The 24293-nt window shown below is 48.1% G+C and carries 19 protein-coding genes; 12 read left to right on the plus strand and 7 right to left on the minus strand.

What is annotated here, in order from left to right; translation table 11 throughout:
* The first annotated feature begins 119 nt into the window (after nt 1-119).
* Both SB847_RS16870 and nadE read left to right on the plus strand, forming a co-directional pair.
* Nucleotides 120-716 carry a DUF1989 domain-containing protein gene (locus tag SB847_RS16870; RefSeq protein WP_011996295.1) on the plus strand — a complete coding sequence of 199 codons (597 nt, stop codon included), beginning with the start codon at nt 120-122 and terminating at the stop codon, nt 714-716.
* A 134-nt stretch (nt 717-850) separates the two neighbouring features.
* Nucleotides 851-1669 carry an ammonia-dependent NAD(+) synthetase gene (nadE, locus tag SB847_RS16875; protein ID WP_410578149.1) on the plus strand — a complete coding sequence of 273 codons (819 nt, stop codon included), beginning with the start codon at nt 851-853 and terminating at the stop codon, nt 1667-1669.
* A gap of 48 nt (nt 1670-1717) precedes the next feature.
* Here the strand turns inward: nadE and SB847_RS16880 are convergent, their stop codons facing one another.
* Both SB847_RS16880 and SB847_RS16885 read right to left on the minus strand, forming a co-directional pair.
* A complete protein-coding gene (locus tag SB847_RS16880) occupies nt 1718-1996 on the minus strand; it encodes an antimicrobial peptide LCI (RefSeq protein WP_044802733.1) in 279 nt (92 codons plus the stop codon).
* A 130-nt stretch (nt 1997-2126) separates the two neighbouring features.
* On the minus strand, nt 2127-2915 hold the full coding sequence (locus SB847_RS16885; protein ID WP_308826439.1) for a sugar phosphate isomerase/epimerase family protein: 789 nt from the start codon (nt 2913-2915) through the stop codon (nt 2127-2129).
* 217 nt (nt 2916-3132) lie between these two features.
* On the opposite strand from SB847_RS16885, the gene SB847_RS16890 reads away from it, so the two are divergent.
* The 9 genes from SB847_RS16890 (at nt 3133) to SB847_RS16930 (ending at nt 13890) form a co-directional block, all read left to right on the plus strand.
* Entirely contained in the window at nt 3133-4443 is a 1311-nt protein-coding gene (locus SB847_RS16890) for an MFS transporter (protein ID WP_410578151.1), read from the plus strand.
* A gap of 126 nt (nt 4444-4569) precedes the next feature.
* Nucleotides 4570-5130 carry a shikimate kinase gene (locus SB847_RS16895; RefSeq protein WP_003156609.1) on the plus strand — a complete coding sequence of 187 codons (561 nt, stop codon included), beginning with the start codon at nt 4570-4572 and terminating at the stop codon, nt 5128-5130.
* A gap of 140 nt (nt 5131-5270) precedes the next feature.
* Entirely contained in the window at nt 5271-6227 is a 957-nt protein-coding gene (gene cah, locus SB847_RS16900; RefSeq protein ID WP_044802737.1) for a cephalosporin C deacetylase, read from the plus strand.
* Between the two features lie 65 nt (nt 6228-6292).
* Complete coding sequence (locus SB847_RS16905; RefSeq protein ID WP_410578154.1) at nt 6293-7063, plus strand: nucleotidyltransferase domain-containing protein; 771 nt, start codon at nt 6293-6295, stop codon at nt 7061-7063.
* 202 nt (nt 7064-7265) lie between these two features.
* Nucleotides 7266-8177: a proline dehydrogenase family protein gene (locus SB847_RS16910; RefSeq protein WP_087920787.1), complete on the plus strand. Its 912-nt coding sequence runs from the start codon at nt 7266-7268 to the stop codon at nt 8175-8177.
* 17 nt (nt 8178-8194) lie between these two features.
* Complete coding sequence (gene pruA / locus SB847_RS16915) at nt 8195-9742, plus strand: L-glutamate gamma-semialdehyde dehydrogenase (RefSeq protein ID WP_011996302.1); 1548 nt, start codon at nt 8195-8197, stop codon at nt 9740-9742.
* A 91-nt stretch (nt 9743-9833) separates the two neighbouring features.
* Entirely contained in the window at nt 9834-11288 is a 1455-nt protein-coding gene (gene putP, locus SB847_RS16920) for a sodium/proline symporter PutP (protein ID WP_007609276.1), read from the plus strand.
* 157 nt (nt 11289-11445) lie between these two features.
* Entirely contained in the window at nt 11446-12681 is a 1236-nt protein-coding gene (gene putR / locus SB847_RS16925; RefSeq protein WP_003156600.1) for a proline utilization transcriptional regulator PutR, read from the plus strand.
* Nucleotides 12682-12879: 198 nt separating this feature from the next.
* Nucleotides 12880-13890 (plus strand): NAD(P)/FAD-dependent oxidoreductase, encoded by a 1011-nt coding sequence (locus SB847_RS16930; RefSeq protein ID WP_410578156.1) that lies wholly within the window; start codon nt 12880-12882, stop codon nt 13888-13890.
* A 54-nt stretch (nt 13891-13944) separates the two neighbouring features.
* On the opposite strand, the gene cobA is transcribed toward SB847_RS16930, so the two are convergent.
* The 5 genes from cobA to nirB form a co-directional block, all read right to left on the minus strand.
* Complete coding sequence (gene cobA, locus SB847_RS16935) at nt 13945-15384, minus strand: uroporphyrinogen-III C-methyltransferase (RefSeq protein WP_410578158.1); 1440 nt, start codon at nt 15382-15384, stop codon at nt 13945-13947.
* Nucleotides 15385-15450: 66 nt separating this feature from the next.
* Complete coding sequence (gene nirD / locus SB847_RS16940) at nt 15451-15771, minus strand: nitrite reductase small subunit NirD (protein ID WP_007409365.1); 321 nt, start codon at nt 15769-15771, stop codon at nt 15451-15453.
* Between the two features lie 20 nt (nt 15772-15791).
* The gene (gene nasD, locus SB847_RS16945; RefSeq protein WP_410578160.1) at nt 15792-18209 is read right to left on the minus strand and encodes an NADPH-nitrite reductase; all 2418 of its coding nucleotides are present in this window, start codon (nt 18207-18209) and stop codon (nt 15792-15794) included.
* Between the two features lie 119 nt (nt 18210-18328).
* A complete protein-coding gene (gene nasC, locus SB847_RS16950; protein ID WP_410578162.1) occupies nt 18329-20461 on the minus strand; it encodes an assimilatory nitrate reductase catalytic subunit NasC in 2133 nt (710 codons plus the stop codon).
* Entirely contained in the window at nt 20454-22781 is a 2328-nt protein-coding gene (gene nirB, locus SB847_RS16955) for a nitrite reductase large subunit NirB (protein ID WP_410578164.1), read from the minus strand. The genes nasC and nirB overlap by 8 nt, the downstream gene beginning before the upstream one ends.
* A gap of 180 nt (nt 22782-22961) precedes the next feature.
* On the opposite strand from nirB, the gene SB847_RS16960 reads away from it, so the two are divergent.
* On the plus strand, nt 22962-24167 hold the full coding sequence (locus tag SB847_RS16960; protein WP_032872798.1) for an MFS transporter: 1206 nt from the start codon (nt 22962-22964) through the stop codon (nt 24165-24167).
* Nucleotides 24168-24293 lie beyond the last annotated feature (126 nt).

Here is a 24293-nt window from a genome sequence, read left to right on the forward strand (position 1 = left end):
TTCAACCCCTTTATCAAAGCTTAGATTGCAGCCGTCAGAAGGGGAATATACATCCAATAAATTGCTTTACATGAAACAAACGGACGGAGTTCATAATAGAAGAAAAAAGGAGCAGTCTGATGACACAGCAATTTATCGTACCGCCGAAAAAAGGGCTCGGCCTGAAGGTTCACAAAGGGCAGATTATAAAAGTAGTCGATGTGGAAGGGCAGCAGGTGGCTGACTTCACGGCGTATCATGCCAAGGACTTTTATGAACATCTTGATCAGGGCGCGACGATTGATGCCAACCAGTCCATTCATGTGAAAACGGGTGATCATATTTATTCGAATTTATACAAGCCGATGCTGACGCTGATTGAGGATACAGTCGGCAAGCATGACCTGCTGCTTCCCGCCTGCCGTCCGGATATGAACAGGCTTTTATACGGAAAGCATAAAGACGAGCTCCAGGATACGTGCTATGACAATATGAGCGGAGCGCTTGAACCATTCGGGGTGCCGCGGCCGCATATGCATTACCCATTCGCCATTTTTATGAACACGGTGCTCGATGAGAAAGGGAACTTATCAGTCGAAACGCCTCTTTCTGACGCGGGTGATTATGTACGGCTCCGTGCGGAAATGGATCTCGTCGTCGCGTTTTCATCCTGTCCGATCGAAAAAGGAAAATGCAATGGAGACAGCATCACGGCGCTGCGGGTGGAAATCAGCTGATCCCGGTGTATTTGATTCACTTAAAATCTGCACCTGTGCTATATTTAACAGAGAGTCGTACATAGTGGCATGATTCATTTTCAGCATGAACGGGAAATGGATCATAAAGAAACAATGCAGGAGGAGTGATTGGGATGAGCATCCAGAAACAAATTATGAATGATCTCCATGTAAAGCCCTCAATTGATCCGAAACAAGAAATTGAGGACAGAGTGAACTTTCTGAAACAATATTTGAAAAAAACAGGTGCCAAAGGCTTTGTGCTCGGCATCAGCGGGGGGCAGGATTCCACGCTTGCGGGACGCCTCGCCCAATTGGCGGCTGAGAGCATCAGAGAAGAAGGCGGAAATGCGGAATTTATCGCCGTCCGGCTTCCGCACGGCACACAGCAGGATGAGGATGACGCCCAATTGGCGCTCAAATTCATTAAACCTGATAAATCATGGACATTTGATATTAAGTCCGCTGTCAGCGCGCTCGCTGATCAGTACAAAAAAGACACGGGCGATCAGCTGTCTGACTTTAACAAAGGAAATGTAAAGGCCAGAATGAGAATGATCGCTCAATATGCCATCGGCGGACAAGAGGGGCTGCTTGTCATCGGAACCGACCATGCGGCCGAGGCGGTGACAGGTTTCTTCACGAAATACGGTGACGGCGGAGCTGATCTGCTGCCCCTGACCGGATTAACGAAACGCCAGGGCAGACGTTTATTAGAAGAGCTCGGTGCGCCGGAGCGCCTGTATTTGAAATTACCGACGGCCGATCTGCTTGATGAAAAACCGCAGCAGACTGATGAGACCGAACTCGGCATCACATACAATGACATTGATGATTATTTAGAAGGCAAGGACGTATCTTCCAAAGTGATTGAGGCGCTGGAAAAACGCTACCTCAGTACGGAGCATAAGCGCCAGGTGCCGGCTTCGATGTTTGATGATTGGTGGAAATAGAATGAAAAAAACCTCCCTTTTGAAAGGGAGGTTTTTTGTTTATCGCTTTTATTTATCTACACTTTCATAAATCCCTACCCAATACCCTTTACTGCTGTCATAGTATTTGCTTTTGAAAATCCACGTTGTTCCATCTAAAACGAAAGAAGCAGCGAAGTTGCCGTTAGGGCTTTGAACGAGCTTGATGGCATTAATGCCGGCATCTGCTTTCGTTGAGATTGGGCTATTTTCCACGGATGCTGTTGGTGATGCGGCAAAGGCAGGAGCGGCAGACATCAGTAAGGCAAGAGACAGCGCAGAACCGGTTAACACTTTTTTGAATTTCATTTCGAGCACTCCCTTTTCAAATGAAATGTATTACAGTGTTAATAATTAGATGATTATCCATAAAATACCTTCTGTGTTTCTAAAATTTTTTTCTTAATTTGAAAAAACATCCCCTCTGAAGGGATGTTTTTTATTTCTTAAAGCAGTGCCTGATCTCATTCAGAGATTCTTTCATATGCGCTTCAGCATGATGACCGAAGTATTCGAGTGACACGAAACCGCCGTATTGCCTGTTCAACAGTTCTTTCAGAAAGGGTTCCTGCCGTAAATCGCCTTGCAGAACAGACACCGGCTTGCTGAGATACCAGTTGTCAAAATTCCAGTGATAGTTTTTCAGATGAATGTGGCTGACGGTATGATACAGTTTTTCTAAAGCGGGCATTTGGTCAACGTGATTGACGTGTAGGTTGGAGCCATCAAAAATGGTGCGGACCCGCGGATGTCCGACATCCTCCAAAAATGCCAGCGCCGCCTCCGGTGTATCCGCGTACGTATCGTAATGAATCTCAAGCCCGATATCGACTTCATAGTCATCTGCGAGCCGTGCCGCCTGCTGAAATTGATCAACCGCACGCTGCCACTTTTCCGGTGATGTCCGATGCGAAGGAAGATTGCCGGCAAAGACTCTGATCAAGGGACTGCGCAGCTGTCGTGCCGCGCTTAATGCCCTTTGAACATCCTTTAACGCCTGCCTTTCATCCTGAGTGGCGAAGTCAGTGTACAAACTGACGGCAGGCACCCCGATACCTTCCTCCTGAAGCTGCTGATTAAGCCTGTCGAGCGGGCCGATTTCCTCTATATATTGTTTAGCGTGTCCGTACCACAGTTCGATTCCCTCAAAGGAGTGCTCCTTCGCGAAAGAAATGACGTCGAAAATATGCTTTTTTTTAAATCCTGTCGTACAAAAACTCAGTTTCATCGATAATCCTCCCGTAACTGTCTATCATATGTGTACTTTTTCCCCGGGTGCGATACGGATAAACAGATGAAAAGGGCAGACACTTTTATGAGCGGGGTGTGTCTGCATCAGGTCAGTGCGGCACACAAATTGTTTAGCGCTTTTTTGCGTCAAAGTATTAAATAATTGACCGAAGTGTTGTACAATTAATTTCATTCGAGTAAGGGGGGAGAAGCCATTGAAAAATGAAACAGAGCTGACGGACTTCAGTCCCGTCCGCAATAAACCGACTCGCGCTCGTTATGTGATACTGATTCTTTTGTTTTTTATCACTGCGATTAATTATATAGACCGTGCCAGTGTATCCATCGCCGCCCCGTCCATTCAGACATCGCTGAACATAAGCCCCGCGCTTTTGGGCGTCGTCTTTTCCGCATTCAGCTGGACTTATACGGGAATGCAGATTCCCGGCGGGCTCATTTTGGACAAATTCGGGTCAAAACGGACGTACGGCGTTTCTTTAATTATCTGGTCTGTTTTCACCGGAGTGCAGGCTTTTGCGGCCAGTTTCGGATTTTTATTCGGCTGCCGCCTGATTATCGGGCTGGCTGAATCGCCTGCGTTTCCGGCAAACAACCGGATTGTCACGACATGGTTTCCAAGGCGGGAACGCGCCTTTGCGACGGGTGCTTATACGGCGGGGGAATATGTGGGGCTGGCGTTCGCCACACCGGTTTTATTCTGGGTGTTAACGGCATTTGACTGGCGCGCCGTCTTTATTTCCTCAGGGGTGCTCGGGCTTGTTTTCTCCATTTTCTGGTTCAAAATGTATCACGAGCCGAATCGGTGCCGGAAAGTGAACCGGGAGGAGCTTGATTATATTAGAGAAGGCGGCGGACTGACAGAGGTGTCAGAATCAGCCGGCAGGATCACGTGGCCGGATTTCGTCCAGCTTCTTAAATACCGCAAGCTTGTCGGCTTGTATATCGGCCAATTCGCCGTAGCCTCCACGCTGTTCTTCTTTTTGACATGGTTTCCGACTTATCTGGCGGAGGCAAAGCACATGGCTTTTTTAAAAGTCGGCTTCGCCGCATCAATTCCGTATATCGCCGCCTTTTTCGGTGTATTGTTCGGCGGATATTGGTCTGACGGAATGATGAAACGGGGCGTGTCGGTGAACGTTGCCCGGAAAACGCCCGTCATCCTCGGTCTTCTGTTGACAGGCACCATCGTGCTCGCGAATGTTACGGAATCTGCGCCTGCGGTTTTGACGATCTTATCCATTGCTTCTTTTGCGCAGGGCATGTCCAATATATCCTGGACGATGCTGAGTGAGGTGGCGCCAAGCGAGACAATCGGATTGGCTGGAGGCGTGTTTAACTTTTTCGCCAATATGGCCGGTATTATCACCCCGCTTATCATCGGGTTTATCGTTTCTGCGACCGGTTCATATAACGGAGCGATTCTGTTTGTCGGCGCTGTCGCATTTATCGGGGCATTTTCTTATATTTTCATTGTCGGAAAGGTGGAACGCATTACGCTCCGATAGAAAGAAAAACTCATCTCTTCTTAATAAAGGATGGGTTTTCTTTCATTGCATTATCTCTATATTTCAATATTGAGTTATCATATAATAAACATAACTTTTTCATTTCTTAGGAGGATTTCGCCGAAGATGAACGCAAAACGTGCCATTCCCGTAAGAGAAAGAAATATCGTACTGATCGGATTCATGGGTGTCGGAAAGACAACAATCGGCCAGCTGGTCGCTAAGAAATTATACAGAGACTTCATTGATATTGATCTGCAGATTGAGAAAGATTTCAATATGTCCATCCCTGAAATGTTTGAGAAAAAAGGTGAAGCCTTTTTCCGTCAGACTGAAAAGGACTATATATTAGATATCTGCCGCAATACAAAATTCAAGATCGTGTCACTTGGGGGCGGTTCGTTTAAACAAGAGGAAATCAGACAGTGCTGCCTTGAAAACTGTCTCGTGCTCCATCTTGATTTATCATGGGAGAATTGGAAGCAGCGGGCTGATCTGCTGATTGAAAGCCGTCCCGTTCTGCATAACCGTTCCATGGATGAAATGCAGCAGCTCTTTAACGAGCGCCAAAGCATCTATGATAAACATAATTCAAAAGTGGCGACGGATAATCTGGAACCAGAAGAAATAGCCGATTATATCGTAGAAACGTTAAAAATCGGCTGGGACCTGTATCAGCCGATGTAAAAAGAGCCGTGACGCTGTGAGCGCACGGCTTTTTTGTTTTTAAACAAACGTTTATTAAAATGTTTAGAAAATGAGTGTAAAATCGTGTTAAGATAGAGTCAGAAAATTAAATCTTACAAAACAAAGGAGAATAATCGGATATGCAATTATACGACTTGCCGCTCGACCAACTGCAAACCTATAAACCAAATAAAACCGCTCCTCATGACTTTTCGGATTTTTGGGCATCATCATTACATGAGCTTGCAAAGGAAGAGGCAAAGCCTGAATTGAAGGCTGAAAGCTACCCAGCTGACGGCGTGAAAGTATTCCGGCTGACATACCGAAGCTTCGGCAAGGCGGAAATTGAGGGATGGTACGCCGTTCCCGACCGGCAAGGACCGCATCCGGCTATCGTGAAATATCACGGCTATAACGCGAGCTATGACGGGGATATACATGACATCGTAAATTGGGCGCTACACGGATATGCCGCGTTCGGCATGCTTGTCCGCGGTCAGCACAGCAGCACAGATACAGGCGTCTCACCGCACGGACACGTTCCCGGCTGGATGACGAAAGGGATTTTAGATAAAGATACATATTATTACCGCGGCGTGTACTTAGATGCCGTCCGGGCTTTGGAAGTCATCAGCGGCTTTGATGAAGTGGATGAAACGAGGATCGCCGTCATCGGCGGGAGCCAGGGAGGCGGACTTTCAATCGCCGCGGCGGCACTATCTGACATTCCGAGAGCGGTTGCGGCCGATTATCCTTATTTAAGCAATTTTGAGCGGGCCATTGATGTCGCCCTTGATGAGCCGTATCTTGAGATTAACTCCTTTTTCAGAAAGAACGGCAGCCCTGAAACGGAGAAGGCCGCGATGAATACACTGGCCTATTTTGATATCATGAATCTGGCGGACCGCGTAAAAGTTCCGGTGCTCATGTCCATCGGGCTGATTGACCGCGTGACTCCGCCGTCGACGGTGTTTGCCGCTTACAATCATCTGGAAACGGAAAAAGAATTGAAGGTTTACCGGTATTTCGGACATGAATACATACCTTCTTTCCATACGGAAAAGCTGGCCTTTCTGAAAGCGCATCTGAAAGGCTGACGACAGCGAAAAGCCCAAGTACTTGGGCTTTTTTCAGGAATGATCACGGAAAAGGACGGATACAGATGGAACAAAGGATCATCGAAGAATTAAAACGAATTGAAGCACAGCACGGCGTCAAGGTGCTTTATGCCGTAGAATCAGGGAGCCGCGCATGGGGATTTCCGTCAAGAGACAGCGACTACGATGTACGGTTTCTCTATGTGCCGAAAAAAGAATGGTACTTTTCGATCGAACCGCATAGGGATGTCATAGAAGAGCCGATTCATGACATGCTTGACATCAGCGGCTGGGAACTGAGAAAAGCGCTGCGGCTTTTTAAAAAATCAAATCCGCCTCTTTTGGAATGGCTCTCTTCTGAGATGATCTATTATGAAGCTTTCTCAGCGGCTGAAAAGCTTCGAAAACTGAAAAACCGCGCCTTTTCGCCTGAAGCCGGCATCTATCATTATCTCAATATGGCAAAACGGAATGAAAAAACGGAATTGCGGGGCAGTGAAGTGAAGATTAAAAAGTATTTTTATGTTCTGCGTCCTCTCCTTGCCTGCAGATGGATTGAAACGTTCGGCTCCGTACCGCCGATGTCATTTCCCGTACTGGCCGATGCCTTATTGACGGATGAAGCGCTCATTTCTGAAATCAATACACTGCTTACAAGGAAAAAAAGCGGTCAGGAGCTGGCTCCGGAACCGAGAAATACGATCATTCATGCATTTATAGAAGAAGAAATAGAACGCATCGGGCACTATGTCAAAACGATCAAAACGCCGAAACCTGACATAACGGAGGAATTGAATCAGCTATTGATTCAGACCGTCGAAGAGGCATGGGGGTAAAAAGGCGGAAATTGACGATTGCCGTCATTTCCGTCCGCCTTTTTTCGGCATAATCCGCCTGCTATCTAAGAAGCTGATTGTGGTAAAACCACAAAAATTTATCAGAATCTTTGTATTTTTAGAATATTGTGAGAGGATGTTTTGTCCATTTACAATAGACTCATACAAATACTTCTTAGATTGCGGGGTGTTAAGGTTGGAAGTGATTACAAGAGATTTTTTCTTATTTTTATCCAAGAGCAGCTTTCTCAATAAGATGGCGCGAAGCTGGGGAAGCCGTGTGGCAGCCGGCAAAATCATCGGAGGAATGGATTTCCGCAGTTCTATCCCGACAATCCGACATTTGAACAGCCAAGGGCTGTCAGTTACTGTCGATCATTTGGGGGAATTTGTCAACAGCGGTGATGTCGCGAAAGAACGCACCGAGGAGTGCATGCAGACCATCGCCTTAATCGCTGATGAACAGCTGAATTCCCAAGTGTCATTAAAAATGACGTCTTTAGGTCTTGATATAGATCTCGATCTTGTCTATGAAAATATGACGAAAATCCTCCAGACGGCTGAAAAACATAAAGTCATGGTGACGATTGACATGGAAGATGAAACGAGATGCCAGAAAACGCTGGATATCTTTAAAGACTTCCGGAGCCGGTATGAATACGTAAGCACCGTGGTGCAGGCTTATCTGTACAGAACGGAGAAGGATCTTGATGACCTCAGCCCGCTGAATCCGTTTCTGCGGCTTGTCAAAGGGGCCTATAAAGAATCGGAAAAGGTGGCCTATCCTGAAAAAAGCGACGTCGATGAAAATTATAAAAGACTCATCCGCAAACAGCTTTTAAAAGGACATTATACGGCAGTTGCCACGCATGATGACAAAATGATCGAGTTTACAAAACAGCTTGCCAAAGAGCACGGCATTCCAAACGACCGTTTTGAGTTTCAGATGCTGTACGGCATGCGCTCGCAAACCCAGCTCAGCCTGGTGGAAGAAGGATACCGCATGAGAGTCTACCTGCCTTACGGGGATGACTGGTACGGCTATTTCATGAGACGGCTCGCCGAACGCCCCTCAAACATCGCATTCGCCTTTAAAGGGATGACTAAGAAGTAAAAAAGGGAGAGATGACAATGACTACACCTTATAAACACGAACCATTCACGAATTTCCAAGATCAATCGAACGTTGAAGAATTTAAGAAAGCGCTTGCGACGGTAAATGAGTATCTGGGAAAAGATTATCCGCTCGTCATCAACGGTGAAAAGGTAGAGACGGAAGCGAAAATCGTTTCAATCAATCCGGCTGATAAAGAAGAAGTCGTCGGAAAAGTGTCAAAGGCGTCCCAGGAGCACGCTGAGCAAGCGATTGAAGCAGCTGCGAAAGCGTTCGAAGAGTGGAGATACACATCCCCTGAAGAAAGAGCGGCCGTTTTGTTCCGCGCAGCTGCCAAAGTCCGCCGCAGAAAGCACGAATTCTCCGCCCTGCTTGTCAAGGAAGCGGGAAAACCTTGGAACGAAGCTGATGCAGATACGGCTGAAGCCATCGACTTTATGGAGTATTATGCACGCCAAATGATCGAACTGGCAAAAGGCAAACCGGTCAACAGCCGTGAAGGCGAGAAGAACCAATATGTGTACACGCCGACTGGAGTGACAGTTGTTATTCCGCCGTGGAACTTCTTGTTTGCGATCATGGCAGGAACAACAGTGGCGCCGATCGTTACTGGAAACACAGTGGTTCTAAAACCTGCGAGTGCTACACCTGTTATTGCAGCAAAATTTGTTGAGGTGCTTGAAGAGTCCGGATTGCCAAAAGGCGTAGTCAACTTTGTGCCGGGAAGCGGAGCAGAAGTAGGCGATTATCTTGTTGACCATCCGAAAACAAGCCTTATCACATTTACAGGATCACGTGAAGTCGGTACGAGAATTTTCGAACGCGCGGCGAAAGTGCAGCCGGGCCAGCAGCACTTAAAGCGTGTCATTGCTGAAATGGGCGGTAAAGATACGGTTGTTGTCGACGAGGATGCGGACATTGAATTAGCGGCTCAATCGATCTTCACATCTGCATTCGGCTTTGCCGGACAAAAATGTTCTGCAGGTTCACGTGCAGTTGTCCATGAAAAAGTGTATGATCAAGTATTAGAGCGTGTCATTGAAATTACGGAATCAAAAGTAACTGCTAAACCTGACAGTGCAGATGTTTATATGGGGCCTGTCATCGACCAAGGTTCTTACGACAAGATCATGAGCTACATTGAAATCGGAAAAGAAGAAGGCCGTTTAGTAAGCGGCGGCACCGGAGATGATTCAAAAGGCTACTTTATCAAGCCGACGATCTTCGCTGACCTTGATCCGAAAGCCAGACTCATGCAGGAAGAAATTTTCGGGCCTGTCGTGGCGTTTTCTAAAGTGTCAAACTTTGATGAAGCTTTAGAAGTGGCCAACAATACTGAATATGGTTTGACAGGCGCGGTCATTACAAATAACCGCAAACATATTGAACGGGCGAAACAGGAATTCCATGTCGGCAACCTGTACTTCAACCGCAATTGTACGGGAGCGATTGTCGGCTACCATCCGTTCGGAGGCTTCAAAATGTCCGGCACTGATTCAAAAGCGGGCGGCCCGGATTATTTGGCCCTCCACATGCAGGCGAAAACAATCAGTGAAATGTTTTAAGAGGGACTGAATGGGCATCCTCCTCGCGGGGGGTGTCCATTTCACCATAAACATATAAAGCGGAGGAGGAAATGCCATAGCAAACATTCAGTTGATTATTTCCATTTGTATTTATATGGCGGGTATGCTGTTTATCGGTTATTTCGCCTACAGACGGACGTCAAATCTGACGGATTACATGCTCGGGGGGCGTTCTTTAGGCCCTGCCGTCACAGCGCTCAGCGCGGGAGCGGCGGATATGAGCGGATGGCTCTTGATGGGGCTTCCGGGCGCCATGTTCTCGACAGGATTAAGCGGCGCTTGGATTGTGCTCGGGCTTGTGCTCGGGGCGTGGGCGAACTGGCTTTTCGTGGCGCCGAGACTGAGAACGTATACCGAAAAAGCGGGGAATTCCATCACTATTCCGGGTTTCCTTGAAAATCGTTTCGGTGATCATACGAAGCTTCTCAGACTGTTTTCGGGTCTTGTCATTCTCGTCTTTTTCACATTTTACGTATCATCCGGCATGGTCTCAGGAGGCGTCTTATTCAACAGCATTTTAGGGTTGAATTACCACACGGGACTGTGGGTCGTGACAGGCGTCGTTGTCGCCTACACCTTGTTCGGAGGCTTTTTGGCGGTAAGCTGGACGGACTTTGTTCAAGGGATCATTATGTTTGTGGCGCTTATTCTCGTGCCGATTGTGACGATTTTCCATACGGGCGGCCCGGGGGAAACCGTTGCCGATATCCGTTCCGTCAACCCGGAACTGTTTAACATGTTCAAAGGGACGACCGTCCTTGGCATTATTTCTTTATTTGCGTGGGGGCTCGGCTATTTCGGGCAGCCGCATATTATTGTGCGCTTTATGGCGATCACATCTGTGAAAGAAATCAAACGCGCCAGACGGATCGGAATGGGATGGATGATTTTGTCTGCACTAGGCGCGCTGTTTACGGGTCTTGCGGGAATCGCGTATTACCACCAGCACGGACTGAAGCTGGCTGATCCGGAAACCATTTTTATTCAGCTCGGCAACATTCTGTTCCACCCGATTATTACGGGATTTCTCATTTCTGCGATTTTAGCGGCCATTATGAGTACGATTTCGTCTCAGCTGCTCGTTACGTCCAGTTCTTTAGTAGAGGATTTGTATAAGTCCATGTTCAGGCGTTCGGCTTCTGATAAGGAACTCGTATTTCTGGGGAGAATGGCAGTGCTTGCGGTGTCAATCATCGCTTTGGTGCTCGCTTGGGAGAAAAACAACACGATACTTGGTCTTGTCAGCTATGCATGGGCGGGATTCGGCGCGTCATTCGGGCCGGTCGTACTGCTCAGTTTATTTTGGAAACGGATGACGAAATGGGGGGCACTCGCCGGCATGATTGCGGGAGCGATTACCGTAATCATTTGGGCGAATGCCGGTCTTTCAGACTTTTTGTACGAAATCATTCCGGGCTTTGCTGTAAGCCTTGCCGCTGTATTTGTCGTCAGCTTATTGACACAGGCTCCGTCAAAAGATGTCACAGATCAGTTTCATGATTACCGTGATACACTTTCTCAATAAAAGCAAGGAACGAGAGGAAGAAGGGACCGCCCTTTTTCCTCTTTTCACGATACAGGCTTTCGGATCATGCCGTTTTGGGAATATGTGAATTTTTTTCTATACAAAAAGTCACCCCGCAGAGTATGATAAAGATAAAAAGAGCATAGGAGAAATAGGTATGGAAGAGCTTTTAGAGAGAGTTTTTTCATTTACGGACATTGATAAATTAATTGATTTCATCAGTTATGAATTGCAGAAGCCCGTTATTCTGGAAAGCGCGGATTTCTTTTTGCTTGCCTATAATTCTTATTACATTAATCACTTCGACTCCGCCAACCAGCAGACGATATTTTCAAAAAAATGCCCCGTGCAGATTTTTGAAAGGTTTCTGAAGGACGGGGTGATCGAAAAGCTGAAAACCGTTCCTGAACCGTTCCGTGTCGAAAAAATAGACAGCATCGGACTGAATCAGAGAGTGGTTGTAAGCGCAAAACATAAAGGGGAAGTGATGGGCTACATCTGGATTCAGGAGCTCGACCGAAACTTGACGGACGAGGAGCTCGATTTTTTATATGAAACTTCATTTCATGTCGGAAAAATCATCTATAAAACGAACCGGCTGAAACAAGAAAAAGAAGAAAGAGCGGAAGACCTGGTGAAACGGGCGATCTTTCAGCAATTCTCCTCTGAAAAGGAGTTCAGGCGGGAAGCGGAAAAGATGAACGCCGTGCTGCCGTCGGTTTTTTCAGTGGTCGTCCTGCACGCCGCAAATGGGGATGGGGAGGCAGTCGAAGATGTGAAGGAAAACATCAAATCGTACTTGAATTTGCGGGATAAAGTCAGTCACGTCTTAACCATTGATTCCAATATTGTCATCGTCGTCGCAAGCTTCTCGCAAAAAAGCTCCGGCACTTCGGCAGCATCTGAATTCATCCACAAACTGCTGACTCATTTTCACTTTCAGAAGATCCCCACTCCCATCTATATCGGAATCGGCAATGAATACAGCAGCATCCTGAAGCTCGGCAAAAGTTATATAGAAGCCCTTGAAGTCATAAAGGCCGCCGAAATTACCGGAAACCAGGAAAATATCCCGTACGAATACAGTAAGCTCGGGATTTACCGCTATCTTGAAAGCATCGAAGAAAAAAACGCCTCACTGGAATATGTAAACGATGATTTAGCGTTATTAAAAGCCAAAGACAGAGAAAGCAGTACAGAACTGCTGAAAACGTTAGAAATCTATCTCCTCAATAACTGCAAAACAAAACCAGCCGCAGAACAGCTTTTTATTCATCAAAACACATTGAACTACCGTATCAAACAGATTCTTGACATGACATCAATTAATTTAAACGACTTCAGGACAAGGTGCCAGCTGTACCTCGATATCATGCTGATGAAAAAGAGATAAAAAAGAAACCAGTCGCCGTACTGGTTTCAGTTTTAATACCTTCCCGCTTATCAATCTCAGAACCTCACTTCTGAATCACTCCTTTTCCGCAAGATGAGAAATGAATAAACACTTCTCCTCAATATGTGTTATACTTTCATTGATATTGATTCTCAATTAAAAATATTTGAAGTATAGATATAAACGGGAGGCAGAACGATGGCGGAAAATCATGAGGTGTATGACGTCACGATTATAGGCGGAGGCCCGGTCGGCCTGTTTGCGGCTTTTTATTGCGGGATGCGCGAGCTGAAAACGAAAGTGATCGAGTTTTTGCCGCGGCTCGGAGGGAAAGTGTCTATGTTTTTCCCTGAAAAAATCATCCGTGATATCGGCGGAATACCCGGGATTGCCGGAGAACAGCTGATTAAGCAGCTGAAGGAACAGGCTGCGACATTTGAGCCGGATATCGTGTTGAATCAGCGGGTGACCGGATTTGAACGGCTGGAAGACGGAACCATTGTGCTGGAAAGTTCCAAAGGGGAAAAGCACTATACACGCACGGTGATTTTGGCCGTCGGCATGGGGACGCTTGAGGTCAATGAACTTGACAGCGCGGATGCGAGCCGTTATTCGGGAAAGAACCTTCATTATAAAGTGGAGAAGCTTGATGCGTTTCAGGGGAAGCATGTCGTGATTTCCGGAGGGGGAGATACCGCGGTTGACTGGGCGAATGAGCTGGAACCGATTGCGGCGTCTGTTACCGTCTTGCACCGCAGGGAGGAGTTCGGCGGTTTGGAAAGCAGCGTCGCGAAAATGAAGCGGTCTTCCGTGCGGGTGCTTGCGCCGTATCGTCTGAAGCATCTCAATGGCACCGGAGAACGGATCGAGAGCGTCACCATTTGCCAAACTGAGTCCGGACTTTCTGAAGTCATCAAGCTTGATGAGCTCATTATCAACCACGGGTTTAAAATTGATCTCGGTCCGATGAAGGACTGGGGGCTTGAGATAGAAGAAGGCAGAATTAAAGCTGACAGACATATGCGGACGAATCTTCCGGGCGTGTTTGTCGCCGGTGACGCCGCCCATTATGAAAGCAAGCTCAGATTGATTGCCGGCGGTTTCACGGAAGGGCCGACCGCCGTGAACAGCGCCAAAGCCTATTTGGACCCGCAGGCGGATCAGATGGCGATGTATTCGACTCACCATAAAAAATTGGTGACACAATAAAAAAGGGCTGACCCCCGATGTTGAGCCTGGGGGTCAGAAAAGCATTCCGGCGTATCAGCTGTGAACGAGCATGTCTTTCATTTCATTTCGTATAAACGCAAATAACTGTTCCTGATTTTTCACGGCGGTAAACCCGCAGCCGGCGGGGACGTCTTCGCCCATGCAGATGACGGGAGGGCGGTTTGCTGACGGATCCGGTGATATGCCGATTTGTTTTCCGGCGCTGATCAAATGCTGAGCGGATTCTTTGCCCGTACAGATAATCATTTGCAGAGGAGACTCACTGATCGTGCGTTCGATCATGGAAGTGAACCGCTCATCCGCGATATGTTCATGGGTGATATAAAAAGAGCATGATTTTGAGTTTGACAAGTTTTCTGCTGCTTGACGGCTTCCTACAATGAGTGAATGCGGAGAATCAAATTGACATTCGGATAGGAGAAAGCCCCGTTTTGTCAGTTCCGTCTTTGCGGTCTCAGTCGCTGCATTCAGGCTTGCGGTCACCCGGCGGATGTCGATCTGCTTGAAAGCCAGTGTGTCAAAGAATTCGCATACCGCAAGGCGCGATGTGAAAAATAGTTGTTCAAAGGTGCTGATCTGATTCAGGATGTTTTCGTTTGCGGGCATTTTTTTAACGATCCGCTTCGGCCATTCAATAACATCGGCGCCATACTCGCGCAGCTTGTCTGTCAATGTATGTTCTTCATCGCCATGAGTGACAACCATGATATGCCGCCCGATGAACGGTTTGCTTTCAAACCAGCTGTGTGTTTGAAAATTGACAATATCACCGATGACGATAATGGCAGGGTTGGTGATGTTTTGGTTTTGAACTTTTTCATGGATATCCTGAAGCGTTCCTTTAACGCTCCGCTGCCGCCCCCACGTCCCCCATTGAATGACGAGTACGGGAACGGAAGGGGATTTTCCGTACTCCATAAGCTGCCGGCATATAAACGACAGATTTTTAACGCCCATGTAAAACACAAGCGTTTGAACGCTTCGGGCAAGCCCTTCCCAGTCGAGATTCGGCCTGCCTTGCAATGATGTATCATGAGCGGTGATCATCGCGAAGGACGAAGCGAAATCACGATGGGTGACGGGGACTCCCGCATACAGCGGCGCTGCGATTCCCGAGGTGATGCCGGGCACCATTTCGTAGCGGATGCCGTGCTGATGAAGCGCCTCCGCTTCTTCGCCGACTCTGCCGAACACACTTGGGTCTCCGCCTTTCAAGCGGACGACGGTGCAGCCCTCCGCCGCTTTTTCAATCAGCAGGGCATTTATCTCAGACTGTTTCATAAAATGACGGTCGGGCAGCTTTCCGCAATAAATGAACCGGCAGTCCGGTGAGGCATATTCAAGAAACTTTGGGTTTGCGAGCCGGTCATACAAAATGATATCCGCTTTCTCCAGAGCCTGTTTTCCTTTTACTGTGATCAGCCCCGGGTCTCCTGGTCCGGCACCGACAAAATATACGATTCCGTTTTTCATGATGGCGTCATCCCTTCAGCAATTTAAAAAATGAAGGACCACTTGAAAAAGTGATCCGGTCTTTGCTCAATACAGGAGGTATACATTCTCTCCTTCAATCAGTGTTTCGTATGTTTTGACACAGCCATGATCCGGCTCTTGGACTTTTCCGTCTTCTAAGGAGATTTTCCAGTCATGCATCGGACAGAAGACGTATTCTCCGCTGACGATGCCTTCAGCCAGGACGCCCCCTTTATGGGGACAGCGATTTTCGACGGCGCGGACGCTCCCGTCAGAAAGCTTAAATACGGCAAGCTCTTTATCTTCTATATATACGGTTTTTCCTAACTCCTCGGGTAATTCGTTTACTTTGCCTATGCAAACCTTTGTCATATCTTTATTAACCATGTCCGTTCCCCCTTACTGTTTTATGAAGTCGTGACGACATTTTCGAATAGATCTTTAGATGCTTTTTTATCTTTAAGGAAGTATTGCCACGGATCTTTGTGGACAGAGAGTGTCTCATTCATTCTGTCGTTGAGCTCCTGCCGTTTTTCCGGATCGTTTAATACGGATTGGACATGAGATAAACCGACGCGCTCAAGCCATGCGGATGTCCGCTCCAGATAGTTTGCCGTTTCTCTGTAGTACTGAAGGTAAGCCCCCGCATATTCTAAGACTTCTTCATTCGTTTTTACTTTCATCAGCAAATCACCGGCGCGCAAATGGGTTCCGCCGTTTCCGCCGACATAAAGCTCCCAGCCTCCGTCGATGCCGACAACGCCAAGGTCCTTAATGCCTGATTCCGCACAGTTCCGAGGGCAGGCGGACACGGCCATTTTAACCTTATGAGGCGTATTGAGCCCTTCGAATTTTTTCTCAAGCGCAATGCCCAGTGCCATGGAGTCTTGCGTGCCGAAGCGGCAGAATTGTTCGCCTACGCACGTTTTTACCGTGCGGAGTGTTTTTCCGTACGCGTAGCCTGACGGCATATCAAGCTCGGCCCATACTTTCGGCAGGTCTTCTTTTTTGACGCCGATGAGATCAATCCGCTGGCCGCCTGTCATTTTAACGAGCGGGATATCATATTTGTCGACGACATCGGCGATCTTGCGGAGATCCTGAGAGTTGGTCACGCCGCCGTACATCCGCGGCACGACTGAGTATGTTCCGTCTTTTTGAATATTGGCGTGCATCCGTTCGTTCACAAAACGGGATGTTCTGTCATCCTCGTATGTAGCCGGATTAATCATGCCTAAGTAGTAGTTGAGGGCAGGACGGCATTTGGAGCAGCCCTCCGGCGTTTTCCAGCCGAGCACGTTCATGATTTCTCTTGTATGGGACAGCCCTTTGGCTTTAATTTCTTCTACGACTTCATCTCTCGACAGTGAGGTGCAGCCGCAAATCGCTTCTTTTTGCGCGGACGCGTCAAATTCTGAGCCCAGTGTATATTGAAGAATGTCTTCCACGAGCGGTTTACAGCCTCCGCAGGAACGGGATGCCCCGGTGCATGCTTTGATTTCGTCCGTTGATGTGCAGCCTTTTTCCTGAATGGCTTGAATAATCGCACCTTTTGAAACGCCGTTGCATCCGCAGATGATTTCATCGTCGCTCATCGCCGCGGTCATGCTTGCGCCTGCTTCCTGATCAAGAGGCTGTAAGATTGATATTTTGGAAGTTTCGGAGATATCGGCTTCTTTTTGAATCATAGAAAACAGGCGGCCGCCCTCGCTGCTGTCGCCGAACAAAACAGCGCCGACAATTTGATTGCCCCTCAGGACGATTTTTTTATAAATGCCGTCCTGCTCATCGAACACTTTAATCGCTTTTTTGTCCTCTGATTCGTCAAAGTCACCGGCAGAGAAGACTTCGACGCCTGATACCTTTAATTGAGTGGAGAGAACGGAGCCTTCATACGGTTTTGTTTCAATGCCGCAAATATGTTTGGCCAGCACTTTCGCCTGTTCATAGAGCGGCGCCACAAGACCGTATGCGATTCCGCGGTGCTCGGCACATTCACCGACCGCGTAAATGTGCGGAATGTCAGTCTGCATATAATCATTGACAATGATTCCGCGGTTTACCGGAATGCCGCTTTCTGTGCCAAGCTGTGTATTCGGGCGGATGCCGACCGCCATGACGACCAGGTCAGCTTCGATGCTTGTGCCGTCTTTGAAGCGTACGCCTTCGACACGGTCAGTACCGAGAATTTCTTCGGTTTGCTTTTCAAGGAAAAAGGTCATGCCTTGTTTTTCTAATTCGTTTTGCAGCAGGCGTCCCGCCGCTGCGTCAAGCTGGCGCTCCATCAGGAATGGGGCGAGGTGTATGACAGACACGTCCATTCCGAGATTCAGCAGTCCGCGTGCGGCTTCCAATCCCAGCAGTCCTCCGCCGATGACGGCTGCTTTTTTATATTGTTTTGACGCGGCGAGCATCGTGTCGGTATCTTTTATGTCCCGGAATGCCGTGACGCCTTGTTTGTCTGCGCCCGGAATCGGAAGGATAAAAGGGACAGAGCCTGTCGCCAGGATGAGTTCATCGTAAGGCTGGATTCTGGCTGCATCTGTGATGACGGTTTTGTTTTCCGTGTCGACTTTGATGACTGTTTCACCGGTATACAGCTGGATGTTGTTTTCTTTGTACCAGTTCCAATCGTTTAACGTAATGTCTTGAATGTCGGTATCGCCTTGCAGCACTTTTGACAGAAGGATTCGGTTATAGTTGGGATGAGGTTCGGCCCCGAATATTGTAATCTCGAATTCGTCTTTTGAAACACGCAGTATTTCTTCAATCGCTCTTACCCCGGCCATTCCATTTCCAACAAGGACTAGCTGTTTTTTTCCCATCAGATGATCCGCTCCTTATCTATGTTTTCTTTAGCGTAGCACAGCAAAAACAAATATTTAAGGTGCATGTTATGAAATGTAACAAAAAATACTAAAAAATCTAAAAATTTTATGAAAAATTATATAGGGCTGATTCGTACTGTGCACATCTTAAAACCGGGCATTTTACAGTCCGGATCCAAGGCTTCACCAATTAAATCGTTGACGTTTTGCGTGTCAGACCAATGGATGGGGACAAACAACGTGTCTTTTCGTACGTTCTCCGACCATCTGCTCCGGACCGTGATGCTGCCCCGGGGGGATTCTATCTTCACGAGAACACGGTCTTCGATATGATAGTCGGCCGCCGTTTTTGGGTGGATTTCCACAAAGGATTCGAAATGTCTTGCAGCCAGGGCGGAGCTTTTTCTCGTTTGGACACCCGTTAAGTAGTGAGACATCACCCTTCCCGTGGTTAAATAAAGCGGATAGCCGGCGCTCGGTTTCTCTTTCTGGACGGCCGGTTCATTTGGAATCACGCTTAATTCAGCTCTGTGATCGGGATGGGCAAATGAGTGCTCAAACAATCGCCCGGTTCCGGGGTGATCCGCTTCAGGACATGGCCACTGAATGCCGCCTTCCCGCCTGAGCCTGTCATAGGTGATGCCAGCGTAATCAGCAATTCCGCCGCGGCTCGCTTCTCTCAGTTCGTTAAAGATTTCCTCCGCCGACGTATAGGGAAAATAATGCCCTTTACCAAGAGCCGAGGCAATGTCACAGATGATCTGCCAATCATGTTTCGCTTCTCCGGGGCAGGTGCGGCTCGCTTCTCTTAATGTCACGCGGCCTTCTACATTTGTCATCGTGCCTTCGTCTTCCAAATAAGAGGAGGCGGGTAATATCACATCTGCGAATGCCGCGGTCTCAGAAATAAATAAATCAACTGCGACAAAGAATCTCAGTTTCTTGATTGCTTGTTTGACGAAATTCGCATTTGGACCGGAAACAGCCGGATTGGAACACATGAGAAACAGTCCTTTGATGTCGCCGCTATCTATTTTTTCTATCATTTCATAGGCTGAGACGCCTTTTCGCGGCAGCTCATCCTGATGAATTCCCCACACCTTCGCAATATACGCCCGGTGTTCTTCAATTTCGATAGAACGGTAGCCCGGAAGCTGATCCGCTTTTTGGCCGTGTTCTCTCGCGCCTTGTCCGTTGCCTTGACCGGTAATCGCCCCGTAACCTGAGAAGGGCTTGCCGATTTTTCCCGTGATCAGCACCATATTTAAGAAAGCTTTTACCGCCGCGGTACCGTCAGTCTGCTGTTCGATCCCCCGCGCTGTAAACAGCATGCCGGATGTTTCCTTGGCAAACTTCACGGCGGCCTTTCGCATATGCTCCAAAGGAACACTTGTCTGCTCGGAGATCTCTTTCAGATCCAAAGCGTCGGTATGCCGTTTGAGCTTATCGAATCCGTTTGTACGTGTGCGGATAAAGTCTTTGTCTGTAAGCTGTTCGTCAATGCAGATTTTGACGAGTCCGTTTGCCAGGGCGGCGTCTGTGCCGGGCTTGATTTTCAGGTGAAGATCGGCTATTTTGGTCGTCGCCGTTTCCCGGGGATCAATGGCGATAATGTAAGCCCCGTTTTCTTTCGCTTTATCAAAATACGGCATGATCGTCGGCTGGCATTCCGCGATATTGGTGCCTGCCAGGATGATGACGCGTGTATGCGGAATGTCCGATAATGGATTCGTCAGGCCCCTGTCCGCGCCGAATGTCTGGCCGGCCGCCGTTGCTGCGGCAGACATACAGAGCCGCCCGTTGTAATCGATGTATTTCGTCTGTAAGCCGATCCGTGCGAACTTTCCAAGCAGATAGGCTTCTTCATTTGTAATGGAGGCGCTCCCATAGACGGCCATCGCATCATTGCCGTGTTCGGTTTGGATCAGATTGATTTGTTCCTTTATGCGATTCAGCGCTTCAGCCCAAGAGACAGGCACAAATTCACCGTTTTTTTTAAGCAGGGGGCGTGTAATGCGGGAAGTGTGCACGGCATGCTGATGGGCATTCATGCCTTTTGTACATAAACGGCCATGTGTCGTCGGATTATCAATGCCGATTGCAGTGTATTTCTTTCGTGCCGCGAAGGTTTGTTCCGTAAGCTGCATTTTGCATTGCATGCTGCAGAACGGGCATTGAGTCTCATATGTTTTTTCCGATTGAATATCTTGCAGTTTGTCACGGAAATAACGGAGCATCGGTTCAGTCAAAAAGCTTCATCCTTTCGTATGGCGTTTTCCCGGCAGACAGATTTTGCAGCAGGGATATGTCTGAACGGAGATTTTTCAGAAGCTGTGTCCGCATATCTTCTTCAAACAGCATTTCTCTGATATGGACGAGGCCGAGTCTGTTAACCCATTGATAAATCGCTTCGTTGTAGTGAGCCGTTTCGCGATAATACTGAATAAGGCCTTTCATCATAGCGGCGGTACTGTCTTCGTTATTCGTCACACAAAAAAGGCTGCCGGCGCGAGCTTGTTTTCCGCGGACGCCCCCGATATAAATCTCCCAGCAAGTTTGTGTCTGAAGCGCGCCGATATCCTGAATGTAAGCATCGGTGCAATTGTTTTCACATGACAAGCTGACGGATACATAAGCGGGGACGGCAAGCATGTCGGTATCTCGTTCAATCCTGCTTGCCAGCTCTTGAAAGGAGCGATGCTGTCCGCACGTACATGATCTGATTTGAATCGTCCAGCGGTGCCAGGGGGAGAAAACCGGCATGTTCAGTGCTTTTCTGATGCTTGCAAGGTCATTTGGCCTGATTCCGGAAAGCCTCAGCCGGTGACTGTCAGTCATCGAAACGCCGGGGATGCCGTATGCTTCAATGACGTTTGCGATGTTTTTGAGCTCTGCGGCACTTGTCAGTCCGCCGTACATTTGCGGAATCAGGGTGCATGTCTCTTCTGCCGATATTTCATTGAATTGCATAAAATCAGGCCGCGTCCTTTCCAGGTAATAGTGAAGCGCCGGAATACAAATGCGGCAGCCGTTTTCTGTTTTCCAACCGATCTCTTTCATTACCTCGGCGGCATCAGTGAACGGACGGCGCCGAAGTTCCGCGATGACTTCTTCTTCCGTCAAATCGGTGCAGCCGCAAAACGAAGGCTGGCGGGAGGGTTTTGTGTAATCATCGCTCGCCATATACTTCAGCAAGTCTTCAACGAGCGGCCTGCATCCTCCGCAAGACCCGGACGCTTTTGTCATGTGCTTCACTTCCTCCGCGGTTTTTAAGCCATATTTGTTCACCGCTTCTTCAATGGAGCCCTTGGTCACTGAGCTGCATTGGCAAATGGTTTCATGGGAAGGCATGGATTCAAAGGATATACCGCCTTGATCCGGTTCCATGAGCTGTTTTTTCACGATGGAAATATCTCTTTGCTTCACAAGACTGTCGAGAAGCCGCTGTTTACCGCGCGTGTCCCCGAATAAAATAAAGCCGGCCGGTTTATCGTCCTCAAAGAGCGCTTTTTTGTAGATGCCTGCATGCTCATCATGGAACAATATGCCGGCTGTGTGCTCATCCTCGTGCACCTTTCCTGCCGACCATACATCAATACCAGCTATTTTTAAGGCTGCAGATTGTGCAAAGCCTTGAAACCCTTCGCACGGGACGCCGCATAGATGCTGCGCGAGCACTTTTCCCTGTTCATAAAGCGGCGCCGCCAATCCGTATACAATCCCGTCATGCTCCGCGCATTCACCGACGGCATACACATTCGGTTTGTTCGTCTGCATGAATTGATTGACGATGATTCCTCGGTTCACTGAAAGTCCGGCAGATGCAGCCAATCGGATATTGGGCCTCACACCGGCGGCCATGACAATCAGGTCTGCTTCTATGGAAGAACCGTCTTTGAAACGGATGCCTTCCGCCCGTGAGTTTCCTGTAATGGATACCGTGTCTTTCTCTAAAAGAAAGACTAAGCCTTTTCGCTCCAGCTCTTTCTGCAGCAGGCGTGATGCCGTTTGATCAAGCTGTTTTTGCATAATGGCGGAAGAGTGGTGAATGACGCTGACGTCCATGCCGAGCTGCCGTAAGCCGACGGCCGCTTCAAGACCTAATAAACCGGCGCCGATGACCGCCGCCTTTTGATACCGGCCGGCCGCACTGATAAGGGATTGGCAGTCCTCTATTGTCCGAAAGCCGCAGACGCCTTCTTTCTCTGCTCCGGGTATGGGGAGAATATAAGGAGAGGAGCCCGTTGCCGCGATGAAATGATCGTAAGTCATGCTGCGCTTTCGATCCGTTGTGACAACCTGCCGTTCTGTATCAATGTCTACAACCGCTTCTCCTGTGTAAAGCGTAATTCCGTTTTTCTCGTACCATTCGCGGCTATTCAGCGTAATGTCATCAAGCGAAACCTCACCTTGTAAAACGGAGGATAAGAGAATGCGATTGTAATTGGGATGAGGTTCGGTTCCGAAAATGACAATCTCAAACATGTCACGGTTCATCTTTAAAATGTGTTCAATACAGTGGATTCCGGCCATTCCGTTCCCTGCTGCAATTAATCGTTGTTTCTTCATTCGCCAAACCTCCTTTGCAGCTGCCTGTAAGATTGCTTCTCTATGAGAAATTATGGCACATTGCCTGATTAACGCATTAAATGTGTCGCATTATCTTACACATGTCTTTTCCGGTGAATGCCGGTCATATATTCTTGATTCAGCAATTTGAAATGATAGAAGACCGGAAAGGAGAATGTTATGAAGCTGTCGGAATTAAAAACAAGCGGCCATCCGCTCACTCTGCTCTGTTCCTTCTTATATTTTGATGTGAGTTTTATGATTTGGGTAATGCTGGGGGCGCTCGGCGTTTATATTTCTCAGGATTTCGGGTTATCTTCTTTTGAAAAAGGGTTTGTCGTGGCTCTGCCGATCTTATCAGGATCTGTGTTTCGGATCATTTTAGGTGTGTTAACGGACAGGATCGGGCCGAAGAAAACAGCCGTGATCGGGATGCTGATCACGATGATCCCGCTGCTTTGGGGGGCATTCGGCGGCCGTTCTTTGACTGAGCTGTATGCGATCGGCATTCTGCTGGGCGTGGCGGGCGCAAGTTTTGCTGTTGCGCTTCCGATGGCGAGCCGGTGGTATCCGCCTCACTTGCAGGGGCTTGCGATGGGGATAGCAGGTGCCGGCAACAGCGGCACTTTGTTTGCGACATTGTTCGGTCCCCGCCTTGCGGAACAGTTTGGGTGGCACAGTGTAATGGGAATTGCGCTTCTTCCGTTGATGATCGTTTTTATACTGTTTATCGTCATGGCGAAGGACTCTCCTGCACAGCCCGCACCGCAGCCGCTTAAAAACTACCTTCACGTTTTCAGGCAGAAGGAGACATGGTGTTTCTGTCTTTTGTACGGCGTCACTTTCGGAGGTTTTGTGGGATTATCAAGTTTTTTGGCGATTTTTTTCGTTGATCAATATCAATTGTCAAAAATCCATGCCGGTGATTTCGTTACAATATGTGTCGCGGCGGGCAGTTTTTTTCGCCCAGCAGGAGGCTGGATTTCAGACCGTGCGGGAGGTGCGAAAGTTCTCGCTGTACTGTTTGTCATCGCGGCTCTGTGTATGGCGGGAGTCAGCAGCCTGCCTCCGCTTTCAACGGTTGTCGTTCTGCTGTTTATCGGAATGATGGCACTCGGTATGGGCAACGGAGCAGTATTTCAGCTTGTCCCTCAGCACTTTGCAAAAGAAATCGGAATGGTGACGGGGATCGTCGGAGCAGCCGGCGGCATAGGGGGTTTTTTCCTTCCGAATATTTTAGGATCATTGAAGCAGATGACGGGAACTTATGCGATCGGTTTTATCTCTTTTTCATGTATCGCATTGCTCGCATTTGTGCTTGTTCTGGCCGCAGGCTATTTTTGGAGAAAAAGCTATGGCACTGAAAACAGTCCTGCGGATGTTTAAGTTTGGGCGGAAGACACGTATGACAGCGTGTCTTTTTTATGATTTATCATTTCCACTTGATTTTTAGCGGAGAATATATCAGAATAAATAGTAACGGTTACGATTTGAGACAATATACATCATAAT

This window comes from Bacillus sp. SIMBA_026 (assembly GCF_046535335.1).
In the GTDB taxonomy this organism is placed as follows: Bacteria; Bacillota; Bacilli; order Bacillales; family Bacillaceae; genus Bacillus; species Bacillus velezensis.